Source organism: Streptomyces sp. NPDC047043 (assembly GCF_040644055.1).
Classification (GTDB): Bacteria; Actinomycetota; Actinomycetes; order Streptomycetales; family Streptomycetaceae; genus Streptomyces.
The window spans coordinates 1-16383 of sequence record NZ_JBEYVO010000016.1; the positions used below are offsets into that span (position 1 = coordinate 1).

Annotated in this window: 13 protein-coding genes; 8 read left to right on the top strand and 5 right to left on the bottom strand. The window is 71.1% G+C overall.

Going from position 1 to position 16383, the window contains the following annotated elements:
* Positions 1–88 precede the first annotated feature (88 nt).
* A complete protein-coding gene (locus ABZ880_RS24870) occupies positions 89–976 on the bottom strand; it encodes an AraC family transcriptional regulator (protein WP_361266701.1) in 888 nt (295 codons plus the stop codon).
* 104 nt (positions 977–1080) lie between these two features.
* Between ABZ880_RS24870 and ABZ880_RS24875 the strand changes: the two genes are divergently transcribed.
* The 4 genes from ABZ880_RS24875 to ABZ880_RS24890 all read left to right on the top strand — a co-directional run bounded on the left by ABZ880_RS24875 (position 1081) and on the right by ABZ880_RS24890 (position 7240).
* Positions 1081–1983: an MBL fold metallo-hydrolase gene (locus ABZ880_RS24875; RefSeq protein ID WP_361266703.1), complete on the top strand. Its 903-nt coding sequence runs from the start codon at positions 1081–1083 to the stop codon at positions 1981–1983.
* Positions 1984–2026: 43 nt separating this feature from the next.
* The gene (locus ABZ880_RS24880; RefSeq protein ID WP_361266705.1) at positions 2027–3679 is read left to right on the top strand and encodes a serine/threonine-protein kinase; all 1653 of its coding nucleotides are present in this window, start codon (positions 2027–2029) and stop codon (positions 3677–3679) included.
* A 137-nt stretch (positions 3680–3816) separates the two neighbouring features.
* Positions 3817–5430 (top strand): succinic semialdehyde dehydrogenase, encoded by a 1614-nt coding sequence (locus ABZ880_RS24885; RefSeq protein ID WP_361266707.1) that lies wholly within the window; start codon positions 3817–3819, stop codon positions 5428–5430.
* 28 nt (positions 5431–5458) lie between these two features.
* The gene (locus ABZ880_RS24890; RefSeq protein ID WP_361266709.1) at positions 5459–7240 is read left to right on the top strand and encodes a GMC family oxidoreductase; all 1782 of its coding nucleotides are present in this window, start codon (positions 5459–5461) and stop codon (positions 7238–7240) included.
* Positions 7241–7309: 69 nt separating this feature from the next.
* Here ABZ880_RS24890 and ABZ880_RS24895 read toward each other — a convergent pair whose 3' ends face one another.
* A complete protein-coding gene (locus ABZ880_RS24895; RefSeq protein ID WP_361266711.1) occupies positions 7310–8338 on the bottom strand; it encodes an LAETG motif-containing sortase-dependent surface protein in 1029 nt (342 codons plus the stop codon).
* Positions 8339–8547: 209 nt separating this feature from the next.
* On the opposite strand from ABZ880_RS24895, the gene ABZ880_RS24900 reads away from it, so the two are divergent.
* Positions 8548–9675, top strand: coding sequence for a hypothetical protein (locus ABZ880_RS24900; protein WP_361266714.1), 1128 nt, complete (start codon positions 8548–8550; stop codon positions 9673–9675).
* Positions 9676–10221: 546 nt separating this feature from the next.
* Here the strand turns inward: ABZ880_RS24900 and ABZ880_RS24905 are convergent.
* Positions 10222–10503 carry a chorismate mutase gene (locus ABZ880_RS24905; RefSeq protein WP_361266716.1) on the bottom strand — a complete coding sequence of 94 codons (282 nt, stop codon included), beginning with the start codon at positions 10501–10503 and terminating at the stop codon, positions 10222–10224.
* Positions 10504–10835: 332 nt separating this feature from the next.
* On the opposite strand from ABZ880_RS24905, the gene guaA reads away from it, so the two are divergent.
* Entirely contained in the window at positions 10836–12410 is a 1575-nt protein-coding gene (guaA, locus tag ABZ880_RS24910; protein WP_361266718.1) for a glutamine-hydrolyzing GMP synthase, read from the top strand.
* Positions 12411–12418: 8 nt separating this feature from the next.
* Here the strand turns inward: guaA and ABZ880_RS24915 are convergent, their stop codons facing one another.
* Entirely contained in the window at positions 12419–12892 is a 474-nt protein-coding gene (locus ABZ880_RS24915; RefSeq protein ID WP_361266720.1) for a pyridoxamine 5'-phosphate oxidase family protein, read from the bottom strand.
* A gap of 163 nt (positions 12893–13055) precedes the next feature.
* Here ABZ880_RS24915 and ABZ880_RS24920 point away from each other — a divergent pair, with 163 nt between their 5' ends.
* Positions 13056–13865: a class II aldolase/adducin family protein gene (locus ABZ880_RS24920; protein ID WP_361266722.1), complete on the top strand. Its 810-nt coding sequence runs from the start codon at positions 13056–13058 to the stop codon at positions 13863–13865.
* Here the strand turns inward: ABZ880_RS24920 and ABZ880_RS24925 are convergent.
* A complete protein-coding gene (locus tag ABZ880_RS24925; protein WP_361266724.1) occupies positions 13862–14749 on the bottom strand; it encodes a DUF4429 domain-containing protein in 888 nt (295 codons plus the stop codon). The genes ABZ880_RS24920 and ABZ880_RS24925 overlap by 4 nt on opposite strands.
* Before the next feature lie 186 nt (positions 14750–14935).
* Between ABZ880_RS24925 and ABZ880_RS24930 the strand changes: the two genes are divergently transcribed.
* The gene (locus ABZ880_RS24930; RefSeq protein WP_361266726.1) at positions 14936–16225 is read left to right on the top strand and encodes a hypothetical protein; all 1290 of its coding nucleotides are present in this window, start codon (positions 14936–14938) and stop codon (positions 16223–16225) included.
* Positions 16226–16383: the final 158 nt, after the last annotated feature.

Below are 16383 nucleotides of genomic sequence, written 5' to 3' on the forward strand. Positions count from 1 at the left end.
CTCGTAGCGGAGCTACTAGGGCTTTTGACCGGTGCGGCGAGAGGGCGTGCCGGGCGTCGCGACGCCGCGGAGATCCATCAGAAGAGCCCTAGCCGGCCCGGTACCGCCCCGGCGTGACCCCGAACTCCCGGCTGAACGCGTGCGACAGGGCGTACGGCGTCCCGTACCCCGTCTCCCGCGCCACCGCCGCCAGCGGCGCGTCCGTCTCCCGCAGCCGGGTCGCCGCCAGCGTCAGCCGCCACCACGTCAGATAGGCCATCGGCGGCCGCCCGACCAGGGCCGTGAACCGCCGGGCCAGCGTCGCCCGGGACACACCCGCCTCCGCGGCCAGGCGGTCGTTCGTCCAGGCGGCGGCCGGGTCGGAGTGCAGGGCGCGCAGGGCCGACGTGGTCACCGGGTCGCTGAGCACGGAGGGCCAGGCCCCGGCGCTCGCCCGGTCCATCCACGCCCGGACCATGTAGATCAGCAGCAGGTCGAGCAGGCTCGGCAGGGCCAGGCAGGACCCCGGGCGCCGCTCGTCCAGCTCCCGCGCCAACAGGTCCACGGCGGCGCGGAGTTCGGGATGCGAGCCGACCCGGTTCGGCAGATGGACGACCTGCGGCAGCTCCTTCAGCAGCGGGTGCACACGGCTGCGGTCGAGCCGGTACTTGCCGCACAGCAGCTCCACCTCACGCCCGCCCGGCACCCCCTCCGGCCGCCGCATCTCCTCGAACGGCACCGCACGCGCCGTATCGCTCGGAGCGTCCGCCAGCACATGCCCCGCCCCGTGCGGCAGCAGTACGACGTCCCCCGCGCCCAGCGTCACCGGCTCACCGCCCCCGTCCGGCTGGAGCCAGCAGCCGCCCGCGAGGACGACATGGAACCCGGCGCCCTCGTAAGGCGCGAGCCGCGTGCACCAGCTGCCGCCGACCCGCAGCCGGTTCGAGGAGGGCTGTCCGATGCGTACGGCGGAGATCGCGTCGCTCACCACGTCCATGACGGCAGCCTACTCCGCGATGCGATCGGAAGTGAGACGCTTGCGTATCCGATCGAGCAGATGAGGCATTGGAATGCTCATCAGTGCCTCCTACCGTCATTGGCATGGCTGATGAGAACACGCAGAGCTTTGTGATCGGTGACGTCGAGGTCGTCCGGGTCGTCGAGTGGCAGGCGCCGTACGCGCCCGCCCGGGACCTCGTTCCGGGCGTCGGCCCCGAGGTGTGGCAGGCCCACCGGGAGCTGCTGGCCCCCGACCACTGGGAGCCCGACAGCGACCGGGCCGTGGTCGCGCTGCAGACGTGGGTGGTGCGCAGCGGGGGGCGCACCGTGCTAGTCGACACCGGGGTCGGCAACGGCCGCGAGCGGCCGGGCAACCCCCTCTTCCACCAGCGGGAGGGCGACTTCCCGGGCCGCCTGGCACGAGCCGGCGTACGGCTGGAGGACGTCGACGTCGTCGTCAACACGCACATCCACGGGGACCACGTCGGCTGGAACACCCAGGACGTGGAGGGTGGTTGGGCGCCCACCTTCCCCAACGCCACGTATCTCCTCCCGGCCGCCGACGACCGCCACTTCGGCCCCGACGGCGGCTACGGCGGCGGCGTGCGCCCGGACGACCAACTGACCTACGAGGACAGCATCGCGCCCGTGCACAAGGCCGGACAGGCCGTGCTGTGGGACGGCGAGTACCGAATCGACGACCACCTGACCCTGGAGTCCGCCCCCGGTCACACGCCCGGCTCCGCCGTTCTGCGCGTCGCATCCCGCGGTGAACGGGCCGTGTTCGTGGGCGACTTGCTGCACAGCCCGGTCCAGATCCTGCACCCCGAGTGCAGCAGCTGCTTCTGCCTGGACCCGCGGCAGGCGGTGGTCAGTCGTCGCCGGATTCTGGAACGGGCCGCCGATCAGGGCGAGTTGGTGATCCCCGCGCACTTCGGTGGAGCGGGCGTCGTGGAGGTACGGCGGCAGGGCGCGTCCTTCGACCTCGCCGACCGGACGCCGTAGGCCCTCGTCGACAAGGCCGCGTCCCGCACTGTACTGATGGGGCATGAGTGCAGGCGGCGAACATACGCGCGGCGGTCGGCTGGTCGGCGGGCGCTACCGGCTGACCGAGCGCATCGGCTCCGGCGGGATGGGCACCGTCTGGCGGGCGTACGACGAACTCGTGCAGCGGGACGTCGCCGTCAAGCAGCCGCGGCTGCCGGGCGACCCGGAGGACGAGGCCCACCGGCGGGCCGCCGGCCGCCTCTACCGCGAGGCCCGCGCCGCCGCCCGCGTCGACCACCCGGCCGCCGTCTCCATCCATGACGTCGTCGTGGAGGAGGACGGACTCCCTTGGATCGTCATGGAGTTGATCCGCGGCGAGTCCCTCCACCAGGTCCTCGAACGCGGCCCGGTCGACGCCCCCGAGGCCGCCCGCATCGGCCTCGCCGTCCTCGGGGCGCTGCGCGCCGCGCACGCGGTCGGGATCGTCCACCGCGACGTGAAACCCGCCAACGTGCTGCTCGGCCCGCACGGCCGCGTCGTCCTCACCGACTTCGGCATCGCGCATGTCCAGGGCGAGGAATCCCTCACCGTGAGCGGGGAGTTCATCGGCTCGCTGGAGTTCGTGGCACCGGAGCGGATGTCGGGGCGTGGCGCGGGACCAGCCTCCGACCTGTGGTCCCTGGGGGTGCTGCTCTACACGGCCGTAGAAGGAGAGTCCCCGTTCCGCCGTGCGACGGTGGAGTCCACGCTCGCCGCGGTCATCGCCGCCGAACCGCCCGAGCCGAAGCAGGCCGGGCCGCTGGGCCCGCTGATCGCCCGCCTGCTGGTGAAGGACCCCGAGCAGCGGCCGGAGGCGGAGGAGACGGCCGCGGCGCTGGAGGCGGTGGCGGAGGGCCGGCCCGTACCGGAGGCAGGTCCGGGCGACGGGGTGACGGAGGCTCAGGACACCTCGGGGCTACGGGCGTTCGCGGACGACGTGGGCACCGTACGACTGGGCGCAGCGGCCGTACCGGAGCCGGAGCCGACACCTTCCTCGGCGCCCGGACCCATGGCGGAGTCCACCCCGCTCCCGAGCCGGGGGCCGGGGCGCTTCGCCCCGCGCCGCCGCGCCGCCCTCGCGCTGCTCGGTGCCGTCCTCGTGGGCGGCACCTGGTTCGCCGCCTCCTACTTCGGCGACTCCGAGGGCAGAACCGCCACGGAACGGACCGCCACACTCACCGAGGCACCGGCCGCCACCTCCGCAAGCCCCACCGCGGCAACCTGGACCGCCCATCGCGAGAAGGCGATGAACGCCGTCCTCTCCCTTCCGAGCCAGTACCGCGAGTCGGCCCGGGAAGGCGGCGCAGCCGACCAGCCCCGCCTGGTGGAGTACGACGAAGTCGAAAGCGACCCCTATCTCCGCCTCACCCAGTGGGACAAGGCGCCCCGCTCCCCGATGGCCCAGGCGCAACAGGCGCACGCCGACTGGAACTCCTACGGCGACGCGCACACCCAGTACACCCGCACCTCCTTCCATGGCTACGAAGCGGTCCTCGCCGACACCACCTACGGCATGGACGACTCCCCGACCCGCGTGATGCAGCTGATGATCCTCACCGACGACGGACGCATGTACGAACTCCGCGTCGACATGCCCAAGGGCACCGCGGACGAGAAGAAGGGCACCGCACTCTTCAAGGGCGCCCGTGACCGCCTCGTGATCGGAAAAAGCTGAACCACCTCCGGTCGTGCCCGCACAACCCCCTGATCAGCGCAAACCTTGCCAGTGTCCACTGGCGCCGTGTGAGCACCCGGTGAAGCCGCGTTACCGACGGGTACCCAAAGCCCCCGTCGCGTCATACCCTGCGCCTCATGACGGAAGCGCATGCCCAGGCCAAGACCGGCACGAACCCCCTCGCCCCCGCCCCCGAGGGCGTCCGCACCGCCGCCGACGTGGTCACGCCAGAGCTGGTCGCCCAGCTCACCAAGGGCGTGGTCGGCTCCGGGCGCACCGCCAACCACACGCCGTTCACCGGCGAGAAGCTGGCCGACCTGCCGGAGTCCACACCCGAGGACGTGGCCAAGGCCTACGAGGCGGCCCGCGCGGCACAGGCCGTGTGGGCACAGACGCCGGTCCGGCAGCGCGCCGCGGTCCTGCTGCGCTTCCACGACCTGGTGCTGGCCCGCCAGGCGGAGGTCCTCGACCTGATCCAGCTGGAGACCGGCAAGGCCCGCCTGCACGCCCACGAGGAGGTCCAGGCCGTCGCGGTCGCGGCCCGCCACTACGGCCGCCGCGCCGCCGCCTACCTGAAGCCGAAGCGCCACGCGGGCGCCATGCCGACCCTGACGAAGGTCACCGAACTCCGCCACCCGCGCGGCGTGGTCGGCCAGATCGCCCCCTGGAACTACCCCCTGGAGCTCTCGGTCGGCGACGCGCTCCCGGCCTTCGTGGCGGGCAACGCGGTGGTGATGAAGCCGGACACCGAGACCTGCCTCACCGCTCTCTGGGCCCGCGACCTGCTCATCGAGGCCGGTCTCCCCGCGGACGTCTTCCAGGTCGTCCTCGGCGAAGGCCCGGTCGTCGGCCCGGAAGTGGTCCGGCACGCCGACTACGTCTCCTTCACCGGCTCCACCCGCACCGGCCGCGAGGTCGCCCAGGGCGCAGCCGCCCGCCTGGTCGGCGTCTCCCTCGAACTCGGCGGCAAGAACGCCATGCTGGTCCTGGAGGACGCCGACATCGAGAAGGCCGCCGCCGGTGCGGTCCGCGCCTGCTTCTCCTCCGCGGGCCAACTCTGCATCTCCATCGAGCGCTTGTACGTCCACGAGTCCATCGCCGACACCTTCCTGGAGCGCTTCGCGACGCGCACCAAGGCCATGCGCCTCGGCAAGTCCCTCGCGTACGGCGCCGACATGGGCTCCCTGGTCGGCGAACGCCAGCTGGAGACGGTCACCCGCCATGTCGAGGAGGCGGTGGCGAAGGGCGCGAAGGTCGTCGCCGGCGGCACCGCCCGCCCGGACATCGGCCCGTACTTCTTCGAGCCGACCATCCTCGACGGCGTCACCGAGCCCATGTCGGTGTGCACCGAGGAGACCTTCGGCCCGGTCGTCTCGATCTACCGCTTCAAGACCGACGACGAGGCGATCGAGCACGCCAACTCCACGCCGTACGGACTGAACTCCTCGGTCTGGACGAAGAACGGCAGCCGCGGCAGCGAGGTCGCCGCCCGCCTGCGCACCGGCACGGTCAACGTCAACGAGGGCTACGCCCCCGCCTACGGCAGCGTCCAGTCCCCGATGGGCGGCATGAAGGACTCGGGCCTCGGCCGCCGCCACGGCTCGGAGGGAATCCTCAAGTACACGGAGGCCCAGACGGTCGCCCAGCAGCGCCTGCTCCCCATGGCGCCCTCGCTGGGCATGAACGACGAGAAGTACGCGGAGTTCATGAGCCGCAGCCTGAGGCTGATGAAGGCCCTGCGCTTCAAGTAGAAACACCCGTTCTCAACGAGGAGAGCACGTGTCACAGGACACCTACGACTACGACGTCATCGTCGTCGGCTCGGGCTTCGGCGGTTCCGTAACCGCCCTGCGCCTGACGGAAAAGGGCTACCGCGTAGGTGTCCTGGAAGCAGGCCGCCGCTTCACCCGCGACTCCCTCCCCAAGAACTCCTGGGACCTCAGGAACTACCTCTGGGCCCCCAAGCTCGGCATGTTCGGCATCCAGCGCATCCACCTGCTGGGCAACGTCATGGTCCTGGCCGGCGCAGGCGTCGGCGGCGGCTCCCTCAACTACGCCAACACCCTCTACGTACCGCCGAAGCCGTTCTTCGACGACCCGCAGTGGCGTGACATCACCGACTGGCAGGAGGAGCTGAAGCCGTACTACGACCAGGCGCAGCGCATGCTCGGCGTACGGCTCAACCCGACGATGACCCCGTCCGACGTCCACCTGAAGGCGGCGGCCGAGCGGATGGGCGTCGGCGACACCTTCCACATGGCCCCCGTCGGAGTCTTCTTCGGCGACGGGAAAGACGCCGAGGGCAAGTCGAAGGCGGCGCCCGGCGGGCAGGTGGACGACCCCTACTTCGGCGGCGCGGGCCCGTCCCGCAAGGCGTGCACCGAGTGCGGCGAGTGCATGACCGGCTGCCGTCACGGCGCGAAGAACACTCTCAACGAGAACTACCTCTACCTCGCCGAGAAGGCGGGCGCGGTCGTGCATCCGATGACCACGGTGGTCTCGATCACGGACGACTCGCAGGGCGGATACGCGGTGGCGACCCTCCCGACCGACGACCGCCGCAAGTCGTCGAAGAGCCGCACCTTCAAGGCCCGCCGGGTGGTGCTGGCGGCCGGCACCTACGGCACCCAGACCCTGCTGCACCGTATGAAGGCGGGCGGCCAACTCCCGTACATCTCGGAGAAGTTGGGCGAGCTGACCCGTACGAACTCGGAGGCGCTGGTCGGCGCCCAGACCGACAACCGCCGCTACCGCAAGGCGACCGGCGAGCCGAAGGTCGACTTCACCCGCGGAGTCGCCATCACCTCGTCCATCCACCCGGACGAGAACACCCACATCGAGCCGGTCCGCTACGGCAAGGGCTCCAACTCGATGGGCAGCCTGTCCATCCTGCAGGTGCCGTACGCGGAGGGCTCGTCGAGGGTCATGGGCTGGCTCGCGAACGCGGCCCGCCACCCCCTTCTCGTGCTGCGCTCCCTCTCCAACCGCCGCTGGTCGGAGAAGACCATCATCGGCCTCGTGATGCAGTCGCTGGACAACTCCCTGACGACGTACCTGAAACCGGACGGCGTCGGCAAGGGCCTGCTCACCGCCCGCCAGGGCCACGGCGCCCCCAACCCCAAGCAGATCAAGGCCGCTTCGGAGAGCGCGTCCGTCATCGCCGCCGACATCAACGGCTTCGCGGGCTCGAACGTCGGCGAGCTCATGGGCACCCCCCTCACCGCCCACTTCCTCGGCGGCTGCCCCATCGGCTCCTCCCGCGAAACCGGCGTGATCGACCCGTACCACCGCCTCTACGGCCACCCGGGCATCTCCGTCGTCGACGGCGCCGCCGTCTCGGCCAACCTGGGTGTGAACCCCTCCCTCACGATCACCGCCCAGGCCGAGCGCGCGATGTCGTACTGGCCCAACAAGGGCGAGGAGGACCCGCGTCCGGAGCAGGGAGCGGCGTACGAGCGCCTGAAGCCGGTCGAGCCGCAGGCCCCGGCGGTCCCGGCGGAGGCGTTCGGCGCGCTGAAGCTGCCGTTCCTGGGGATGCCGGCGGTGCCGCCGAAGAAGTGACGGCAAAGAGAGAAGGACCCGCACCCCCCTCCGAGTGCAGGTCCTTCTCTTTCTTGCAGTGAGCTCTGGTTACGCGTTCGCGCCGGCCCTGCGGCGACGCACCGCGAACACCGCGCCGGCACCGGCGACGACGGCGACACCGCCGACGAGGCCGATCACGGGCAGTGCGGAGCTGGAACCCGTGTCGGCGAGGTTGCCGGTCGGCAGGTCGGAGACCTCACCCTGCGGCTTCTTCACCGAGTCCTTGCTGCCCTTGTCGCTCGGGGTGGCGGAGCCCGGGTCGGGGTTGGCCGAACCGGCCTTCAGCACCTCGAAGTCGTACTGTGCCCATCCCTCGGCGATGCAGTCCTGTCCCTCGACGTTGTCGAGGTAGGCGCCGGAACCGAAGGAGTAGGCGTCGCCCGCCGGGGCCTTGGAGCTGATGCTGACGCGCAGGTCGACCGACTGGCTCTTGCCGGCCTTCAGCTCGTCGACGTAGAAGAAGTAGTCACCGGCCCAGTCGTCCGAGCCGATGCGGTCCCAGGAACCCGTCTCGGGGTTCTTGAACTCCAGGTCGACGTACGGGCTCAGGAACTTCGACTCGTCGACCTCGTAGTTCTCCACCTCGGCGTAGAAGGCGACGCCGTCGATGGTGGTCTTCGACTCGTTGGTGACGACCAGCTTGAAGTTGTGGAACCCGTCACCCGCGACGATCTTGCCCGGCAGGCCCTTGATGTCCGCGGACACCTTCGCGTCGCTGAAGTCCTCGTCGAGGTCGTCGCAGTACGGGACGTCCGGGTCGCTCGGGTCCTCGCTCGGCTCGGCCGTCTCGGAGGGCTCGGGCGAGGTCGACTCGCTCTCGGTGGCGCTCGGGCCGGGCGTCGTGGACGTCGAGTCGGTCGGCGCGGCAGAGGTGGTGCTGTCGGTCGGCAGACCGGTGTCCGTCGGCGTCGCGGTGGCGGTGTCGCTCGGCGTCTCGGTCGGCGTCTCGGTCGCGGTCTCGCTGGCGGGCGCGGCGGGCGTCTCGCCGTCGGCGAACGCGGCGGGCGCGGACAGCAGCGCGAGGGGGGCGAGAACCGCGGTCGCGGCCGCGACACCCATGGCACGGCGAAGCTTCATGAAAACCTCAAGGGAGTCCAGTGTGGAGGGCTCCGCGTGTGGGGCGCGGGTGTGGCCCTTGGTTCGTCAGGTTGGATCCGTGAACCCTGTGAATGGTTGTGCCTGCCTTCACAGATTTTTTATGTGCCCTGCATCACGTACGCTCTGCTGCTCGACAGACGCCCCACAGTTCGAGTGACGCAGACGTGACGCAGAAAGGTGCCCGCGCCGTGGTCGACAAACCGTCCGACGAGCCGAGATCCGGTTCCGGCGAGGACCCCTCCATACCCGACGAGGTGTGGGAGCAGTTCCTCAAGGACCACGGCTCCGCGCCCAAGGAGCCCTCCGCACGCGCCCGCATGGTCACCGAGCGGCTGCGGCAGCAGGACGCCCGGGGCGAGTCGCCCGAGGGCTGGCGCACCGGACCGGCCCGGCAGGAGAGCGCGGGCCGGCGCCGCAAGGTCTGGGCGGTGCTCGGCGTCCTCGTCGCCGCCGCCGTGGCCGTCGTGGCGATCAAGCCGTCGCTCCTGCCCGGCGACCCCTTCGGCACCGGCAGTCCGGAGCCGGCCGCGGCCTCACCCCTCCCCGCCGAAACGGCCGCCCCCACCGCCCCGCCCTCCTCCGCCGACCCCCAAGTGCCCACCCTGGCCCGCCCGTTCGCCGGTTCCCCGGCCGAACGCTGGGCCGACGGCGCGGCGGGCATCGTCCTGCCGAAGGCGACCCCCGTCGGCTCGCTCTCCAAGGCGCAGGTCGAACAGGCCCTCCAGCAGACCCGCACGCTCCTGACCGACGCGAACCTCAACGCGGCCACCCTGCGCGGCCAACGCCCCACCACCGCGCTCGGTGTGATCGAGCCTCAGCAGAAGGACCTGCTGACCCGGCTGAACACGTCCCTGAAGAAACCGGACAGGAAGCACGATCCGCTGCTGATGTTCAGCCGCTTCGACCCCGCCGAGATCAAGCTCGTCGGTGACGTGGTCAAGACCCGCGGCCGCATGACCTTCAAGGCCGGCGAACAGGCCTCCGTCGCCGTCCACGCCGACTACACCTTCGTCTATCCGGTGGTGAAGGCCGACGGTTCGAAGGAGGTCACCCGCACCATCGTCCGCCGCGTCCTCGACATCGAGATGTCCGACCCGGCCAAGTACCGGGTCACGCCCGGCAGGATCGCCGTCGTCCGCTACGACCAGGAGATCGGCAACTCCGCCTGCGACGTCTACGACGGCTATCTGCACCCGCACTTCGACTCGGACGGCCCGTCCGGCGCGCCGTCCGGCCCGACGTCGGACCCGTACGACCGCAGCAAGGGCATCGACGACGACCGCACCGAGGGCTGCGGGACGGTGTCCCGGGTCTGACCGCAGCGGATGTGCGAAGGGCCCCGCGGAACTTGGCCGCGGGGCCCTTCTCCGTCAGCACCGACGTCAGGGCAGCGCCGGTGCCTGGGAGCGGCGCCGGGGGGTTGCGCCGCTTGTCCTGTGTGCCCTGGGTGGCCGCTCCGGCGCGCATGGGGCGCACGGATGGTCTTGACCTCTGGAGGTGCGGAAGTGCAGGGCAATGCAGTTGTCTGCGGGGGGACTTGGGGCTTTCTACGCATCGTGCTGGATGGCGGGGACCTCCGCAACCGTTTGACCCAGAGTTGTGCATTTTTGCATTTTCCGCCGGTCGGCCCCGGGCGTCCCCGGAGCCGACCGTTCTCTTGGGTGACCGGGCTGCTGTCCCCTGCCGTCCGGTCACAACCCTGGAGCGAGGTCCCACGACGTACGGCACGACCCGTGCGTCTCATCGCTCCAGCAAGCCACGCGTGGTTCTTTCGGGCCCGCCCCTGGCTGGCACGGACACCACCACCAACGAAGCGGTTCCCGGGGCGGTCACGCGCCGTACGGGTGAGAAGGGGCCCGAACTCAGATGCGACCGCGGCACAGTTCGAGGAGCGTCATGGCCAGGGACGTACCGGGCTTGCCGAGCGCCTCGCTGTAGTGGTTCAGGATGTCCATCTCGCGGGAGAGGTTGACGCGCCGGCCGCCGGAGGTGATCCGCGCCTCCTGGATCACGGCGGAGACGGCCATCCGTTCCTGGATCAGGCCGATGATCCGGTCGTCCAGGGCGTCGATGCGTTCGCGGGCGCCGGTGATCACGTCGGCGGCCTCGGGGGTTCGGGCGCCGGTCACGTCGATGGCGGTCATGGGGGCTCCTCGTCGGAAGTGGGTTTCGGGGAGGTGCCCCGGAGCGGCAGGGTCCGGGAGGAAACGACAGGCGCCCCGGACCTTGTCGGCCCGGGGCGCCTGGGAAGTCGCTTGTCAGTAGCTCAAGCAGCACGACCATGGCAGCCGGCGGGCCGGGTGCCATAGGTAAAGAGGAAGGTCGGGTGCGTGAGCATGGGAGCAGTATGCCGCGCCTTGCGAGGGTGTCCAACCCGGTTCGCATCCTGAGACGGGGCTTGGCCCGGAGGCGGTCCCGCCGAGCCCGGTAGACTCGGCCGCACACACACCCCTCGCTCACCGCCGGAAGGCAACCCGTGTCATCAGCGACCCACGCCGCCCCCGACACCGTCCTGGTCGTCGACTTCGGCGCGCAGTACGCCCAGCTCATCGCCCGTCGCGTCCGCGAGGCCCGGGTCTACAGCGAGATCGTGCCGAGCACCATGCCGGTCGCGGAGATCCTCGCCAAGAACCCGGCGGCGATCATCCTCTCCGGCGGCCCCTCGTCCGTGTACGAGGAGGGCGCCCCCCGCCTCGACCGCGCGATCTTCGAGGCCGGCGTCCCCGTGTTCGGCATGTGCTACGGCTTCCAGCTGATGGCGCAGTCCCTCGGCGGCACGGTGGACAACACCGGTGCCCGCGAGTACGGCCGTACGGATCTGCACGTATCGAAGTCGTCCTCCACCCTCTTCGAGGGCACCCCCGCCGAGCAGGCGGTCTGGATGTCCCACGGCGACGCCTGCTCCGCCGCCCCCGAGGGCTTCTCCGTCACGGCCTCCACGGACGTCGTCCCGGTCGCCGCCTTCGAGAACGACGAGAAGAAGCTCTACGGCGTCCAGTACCACCCGGAGGTCATGCACTCGACGCACGGCCAGCAGGTGCTGGAGCACTTCCTGTACCGCGGCGCGGGCCTGAAGCCGGACTGGACCACCGGCAACGTCATCGAGGAGCAGGTCGCCGCGATCCGCGAGCAGGTCGGCGACAAGCGCGCGATCTGCGGTCTGTCCGGCGGTGTGGACTCCGCCGTGGCCGCCGCGCTCGTCGCTCGCGCCATCGGCGACCAGCTGACCTGCGTCTACGTCGACCACGGCCTGATGCGCAAGGGCGAGACCGAGCAGGTCGAGAAGGACTTCGTGGCCGCGACGGGCGTGAAGCTGGTCGTCGTCGACGCGGAGGAGCGCTTCCTCACCGCGCTCAAGGGCGTCTCCGACCCCGAGGAGAAGCGGAAGATCATCGGCCGCGAGTTCATCCGCGTCTTCGAGCAGGCGCAGGCGGAGATCATCGCGGACGCGGGCCCGGCGGTGGAGTTCCTCGTCCAGGGCACCCTGTACCCGGACGTGGTCGAGTCCGGTGGCGGTACCGGCACCGCCAACATCAAGTCCCACCACAACGTCGGCGGCCTCCCCGAGGACCTCGAGTTCAAGCTCGTCGAGCCGCTGCGCAAGCTGTTCAAGGACGAGGTCCGGATGGTCGGCCAGGAGCTCGGCCTGCCGGACGAGATCGTCCAGCGCCAGCCGTTCCCCGGCCCCGGCCTCGGCATCAGGATCGTCGGCGAGGTCACGAAGGAGCGTCTCGACCTGCTCCGCGAGGCCGACGCCATCGCCCGCGAGGAGCTCACGGCCGCCGGCCTCGACCGCGACATCTGGCAGTGCCCGGTGGTCCTGCTCGCGGACGTCCGCTCGGTCGGCGTTCAGGGCGACGGCCGCACCTACGGCCACCCGATCGTGCTGCGCCCGGTGTCCAGCGAGGACGCCATGACCGCCGACTGGTCCCGGCTGCCGTACGACGTCCTGGCGAAGATCTCGACCCGCATCACCAACGAGGTCAAGGACGTCAACCGCGTGGTCCTCGACGTGACGTCGAAGCCGCCGGGCACCATCGAGTGGGAGTGAGCTGAGGCTCAGGTCCGCTTGAGAGTGCGCACCGGCTCTCCGGGCTTCCAGACCTCGACGACCAGGTACTTGTCGTCCTCGACGTAGGTCCGTACGACCTCCGTCAGCTCGGTGCGGAAGAGGTGGAACGGCTCCGGCGGTTCCACCTCTTTCATGTACGCCGCCTTCGTGCCGGCCTCCTCGACCCCGATCGCCCGTCCGCTGATCCGGACGTCACCGCCGCCCATCCCGGTGCCCGGCCCCGGGTTCGCCTGGAGGGCGAAGCGCGGGTCGCGGTTCAGGTCGAGCGCCTTGAGCGAGTTCGGCATCATGCCGAGCCACAGCTCGCCGTCGAGGAAGCGGACCTCGAGGCCGGTGGTGCGCGGGGAGCCGTCCTTGCGGAGGGTGGCGAGAACGTGGTGGGTGAAGGCGCCGAAGCGGTCCTCGACGGTCCGGGCGAGGTCGGGTTCGGCGGTGGCGAAGGTGTCCCAGTTTGCTGCCATAGGGCGAGTGTGGCGCCCATACCCGACATCTTCTGTCGGGTATTCGAGGTGGCGTCGGGGCCCCGGGCCGGTTGCGCACGTCATCTTTGCATAACAACTCTGTTCTCCTGCGCTGACCGACGGTAACTTCCGCCCCGTAAAACAACCCAGTCTGGAGGACCACATGCACGGCACCCCCGGGGTCGGGCCCACTCCGCCCGTGCCGCTGCCGAGCGACCGGCTGCGGTTCGCGATGCCGCCGATGCACGAATCGGTCGACGACGAGCGCCGCCACCGCAAGGAGCGCCTCGCGGGCGCGCTGCGGATCTTCGGGCGGCTCGGCTTCGAGGACGGCGTCTCGGGACACATCACCGCGCGCGACCCGGAGTACTCCGACTGCTTCTGGGTCAACCCGTTCGGGATGCCCTTCAAGCACGTCACCGTGAGCGACCTGGTGCTCGCCAACTCGGAGGGCCAGGTCATCGAGGGCCGGTACCACATCAACCAGGCCGCCTTCACCGTCCACGCCCAGGTCCACGCGGCCCGCCCCGACGTCGTGGCCGTGGCCCACTGCCACTCCGTGCACGGCCGCGCCCTGTCCGCGCTCGGCGACCTGCTCGACCCGATCACCCAGGAGAGCTGCGCCTTCTACGAGGACCACGCCCTCTACGACGCCTACACCGGCGTCGCCGTCGACGCCGAGGAGGGCCGCCGTATCGCCACCGCGCTCGGCTCCCGCAAGGCGCTCGTGCTGCGCAACCACGGGCTGCTGACGGTCGGCGACTCGGTCGACGCGGCCGCCTGGTGGTTCGTGTCCATGGAACGGTCCGCCCAGGTCCAGCTGACCGCCAAGGCCGCGGGCCGCCCCCTCCTCATCGACCACCGGCTGGCCACGGCGACCCGCGAGCAGCTCGGCGGCGACCTGGTGGCATGGATCAACTACCAGCCGCTGTGGCAGGACATCAGCCGGAGCGAGCCCGACCTGCTGAGCTAGAACCCTCTGAGCACGGCTGCCTTCGTCATCGCGAACTCCTCGTCGGTGAGCACCCCGTCCCGGTGCAGCTCGCCCAACTCCCGCAGCCTGCGCAGGAGTACGTCGTGGTGGTCGGCCGACGTCAGTACAGCGCCGCCGAGCTGCCGCCGCTCGGCGTAGTCGCCGCCGTCGGTGCGCGTGGACGGGTGCGGCAGCCGGGATGTGACGGCCGTGGCGACGAGCGCGGTGAGCAGATCGCGGCGGGCGCTGCCCCACAGGTCCAGGGCGTACGGGTCCTTCTCCGGCGGCAGTTTGGAGAACACCGTCTCGCGGGTCACGAAGCGCAGGAAGCCGTCCTCGTAACCGGAGTTGGGCAGCCACTCGACCTGCACGAGATCGCTGAGGGCCATGATCCGCGGCCCGGTCGCGCGCTTGACGCGGTCGGAGGTGTCGGCCCAGTCGATGCGCACCTGGGTGCCGTCGAAGGAGACGGTCCCGTCGGAGGAACGGACCGAGACCGGGACGGGCGGCCCGGGCAGCAGATAGGCCTTGGTGGGTTCCTTGGGGATCTGGTCCAGCATCAGCGCCCGGCGGATCTCCTCGGCCACGTACTCGGCGACCCCGGCCCGGTCCACGTCCACCACCAGCCGGTACGGATCGGCGGGGTCGGGCAGCCGCCCGCCGGTCGCCTGCAGCAGCGGATCGGCGCCCTCGCGCAGCCGCATCCGCAGCCGTCCGCGCTTGCGTTCGGGTTCGAAGACCACGCCGGCGATGGCCTCGAGGGGCACGGCGACCTCCCCGTAGGTCTGCCGGAACAGTGGCACGGAGCGGTGGAGACCAGGCGTGATCCTGACCGTGGTGCCGTCGAAGGCCCAGGTCCCGTCCCGCTGGATGATCTCGGCCATAGGGAAATTCTCGCAGCCGGGTCAACATGGCGGCCCCGCTTCACCCCGCGCTGACCAGACCTGCCGGACGGGGGCGGGGTGGCGTAGGGCACAATTCGCTGTCATCACACGGGAGTTGCGGGGCGGCGGCGGACTGCTGAAGCAGGGCCGCCGGCCGTCCAGGTCGCGGGGAAGGCAGGCGTCGGCGTGGCGGTGCAGGAGGCTAGAGGCGGTGCGGACGCCGGCGCGCCCGGAGGCGGGCACAGCAGCGGCTGCACCTGCGGGGACTGCCCGCACGGGGCGCGCGAGGGACACCGGCGGGCGGTCGCCGAGTTCCTGCTGCTGCGCGACGGGTTCGCGGCCGGTCAGGGGCTGCCCGCCGCGGTGGCCCACTCGGCCCAGGCCTCCCGCCAGTGGGTCTCGGAGGAGCTCACCCAGTCCGCGGAACTCGTCGCCGAACGCGGCCGCGCCGAGGGCGAGGCCTGGCTCGCCCGGCTGTGGCGCCGTACGGCGATCACCGTGTGGGCGCTCGTCGTCGTACTGCTGCTGGTGCAGGCGCTCACGGCGATCGGCACGGGCTGGACGGCGGCGCGCACGGCGGGGCTGCTCGCGGCCCTGGTCGCGGCCGGGGCGCTGACCGCGGCGGCGTGGTTCCACCGAGGGCGCGGCGGTGTGCTGGCGCCGCTGATCGGCGAGGACAACCGGCTGTCGACCTCCCGCACCGTGGCCGCGGTCTGGGTGCTGTTCGTCGCGTACGTCGTGCTGGTGCTGGCCGGCCGCCTGGCCGCGGCCTCCGGCCATGCGGAGCGTGACGCGCTGCTTGCCGGTCTCGAACTCGCCCGGGGCGCGGGCGTCGCGACCGTACTGGCCGTGGTGTGCGGGATCGCGGTGCTGGTGCGACGCGTGGTCGGGCTGCGGGTCCTCGGCCAACGGCTGCAGAAGGTGCGCGCGGACCGGCCGCGGGCCGCCGACCTGCTCACCGACGACGCCGGACGGGGCGCCTTCGCCGACATCCAGTACGTCGCGATCAGCGCGGCGGCCGTCCTGTTCGCGGCCGTACGGCTGGCCCGCCGCCCCGACCAGCTGCCGGACCTGCCGTGGGGCCTCGCAGTGGTGGTGCTGGTCTCGGCGGCGACGTACCTGGCCGGCAAGTACGCCGAGGGCGGTCGTCCGGTGATCCTTTCCGTCGTACGGGCGAGGGAGGCGGGCGATCTCGACGCCCCGGTCCGCACGGGCGACGACATCGAGATCCGCGGCGCGGGCTTCGTGCCCCCGGGGGCGCAGGGGGCGGACCGGCTGTCGCGGATGGTGGTCCGCATCGGCGCGGTGAACGTGCACGTCCCGCTGGTCCCGGTGACCGGAGGCTTCAGCAACCCGACGGACGCGGTACTGACGGTGCCGGTCCCGGCGGACGTGGAACCGGGGAGGGTCGAGGTGCAGGTGGTGACGGCCGCGGGGGTCGAGACCAATCGGTACGCGATCGACGTGACGGACTGAAGTTCGGCTCGAATGACCGGGTTGGTGCGACTGGTTGAAGTGACTTGGGGTTCAGGAGGGGTTGCGGGCCCCGGGACTGGGCACCAGGTCAGAAAACGGCCCGCACGAATTGAGCGTGCCGCCCTTTACGTACGTATCGTCTTTTGAGGGGTCCCGGC

What these genes read in the sequence shown, in the direction of transcription:
- ABZ880_RS24870 (WP_361266701.1), bottom strand. Translation starts at nt 976, where the DNA reads ATGGACGTGGTGAGCGACGCGATCTCCGCCGTACGCATCGGACAGCCC.
- ABZ880_RS24875 (WP_361266703.1), top strand. Translation starts at nt 1,081, where the DNA reads ATGGCTGATGAGAACACGCAGAGCTTTGTGATCGGTGACGTCGAGGTC.
- ABZ880_RS24880 (WP_361266705.1), top strand. Translation starts at nt 2,027, where the DNA reads ATGAGTGCAGGCGGCGAACATACGCGCGGCGGTCGGCTGGTCGGCGGG.
- ABZ880_RS24885 (WP_361266707.1), top strand. Translation starts at nt 3,817, where the DNA reads ATGACGGAAGCGCATGCCCAGGCCAAGACCGGCACGAACCCCCTCGCC.
- ABZ880_RS24895 (WP_361266711.1), bottom strand. Translation starts at nt 8,338, where the DNA reads ATGAAGCTTCGCCGTGCCATGGGTGTCGCGGCCGCGACCGCGGTTCTC.
- ABZ880_RS24905 (WP_361266716.1), bottom strand. Translation starts at nt 10,503, where the DNA reads ATGACCGCCATCGACGTGACCGGCGCCCGAACCCCCGAGGCCGCCGAC.
- ABZ880_RS24915 (WP_361266720.1), bottom strand. Translation starts at nt 12,892, where the DNA reads ATGGCAGCAAACTGGGACACCTTCGCCACCGCCGAACCCGACCTCGCC.
- ABZ880_RS24920 (WP_361266722.1), top strand. Translation starts at nt 13,056, where the DNA reads ATGCACGGCACCCCCGGGGTCGGGCCCACTCCGCCCGTGCCGCTGCCG.
- ABZ880_RS24925 (WP_361266724.1), bottom strand. Translation starts at nt 14,749, where the DNA reads ATGGCCGAGATCATCCAGCGGGACGGGACCTGGGCCTTCGACGGCACC.